General features: G+C 55.4%; 2 protein-coding genes. One reads left to right on the plus strand and one right to left on the minus strand.

Annotated elements, in window-relative coordinates; translation table 11 throughout:
• Positions 1-225: N-acetyltransferase (locus AC1DVH_RS31775; RefSeq protein WP_477757117.1), on the plus strand; the 225-nt coding region annotated here is incomplete at its 5' end.
• 530 nt (positions 226-755) lie between these two features.
• Here AC1DVH_RS31775 and AC1DVH_RS31780 read toward each other — a convergent pair.
• Positions 756-969 (minus strand): DUF2513 domain-containing protein (locus AC1DVH_RS31780; protein ID WP_477757118.1); only part of this gene is annotated, 214 nt, incomplete at its 5' end.

A 969-nucleotide genomic window follows, 5' to 3' on the forward strand; every position in this document is an offset into this window, starting at 1 on the left:
GTCCTGGGTCGCATGGGGGTGTGTAAGACGCTCCAGGGTACCGGACTGTCGCTAGACCTGATCCAGGATGCCGTTCTTCGTGCGCTTGCCGCCTCTGAAGAAGTTGCATCAACGGCACTCGTAGTCCATCCACTTAATGATCAGTTGGTGGGGCTTTACGAAAAGGCCGGATTTCTTCGCTGCCCGCAAATTTCTCCAATCACGATGATGCTTCCTTTCACCTGATTGGTACCGCACAGCGACTGGCCGCACTCAGCTGCGGCCGGTAAAACTCTCCTCCATGTTCTCATTGTCATCTGCTGAGGCATTAACACAACGGGCGAGCCATGTAGTGCAGAGTGTTTGGCTACGTATTGAAAGCAACTGAAATGACGAAGAAGCCCAGTCGACATGGCTTTTTGAATCGCCCCACATTTCGTAGACACCTCCAAGCCTCAACGGAGGCCTGCTAAGACACTGCGGAACAGTCCGCTTTTGGCCGATATCAGCCCTTAACGAAGGGCTATATTGGGTCAATTTCTGCCGGTGGCTCCTGGCAGAAATCGGCCATTTCCGGTCAGTCGTGACAGATACAAGCTCGCCAGCAGCGCTTACTGCGGCTCCAGATCGTTGCCATGAGTGGGTAGCCGCGTCTTATGTGGGGATTGCGATATTGGCGGTAAAAAACTCCAAAGAACGCACGCCGGCGCGCTCACCGGCATGACTGACCAGCGCCGGGACTGGCGCCGTGACCGAGCCCATAAGGAGAAGTCCGATCATGGCAGATCGATACCCAGACGATCCTTGAGCACTTGTTTGCCGTAGGCCTTGCCTATTTCCAGCATCACCGCCAGGCTCACCCCGCCAGCTTTTTCTGCGCCGGCTTTGGTCAGACGCCAAACCTCACGATCTCGAATGGTGTCGAGGAACTCGTGGCCCCTGATGGTCAGCCGTTTTGGCCGCCAATCAAAGTCACTCATCGAACAAAGG

The organism is Pseudomonas sp. P4_C3, assembly GCF_056402075.1.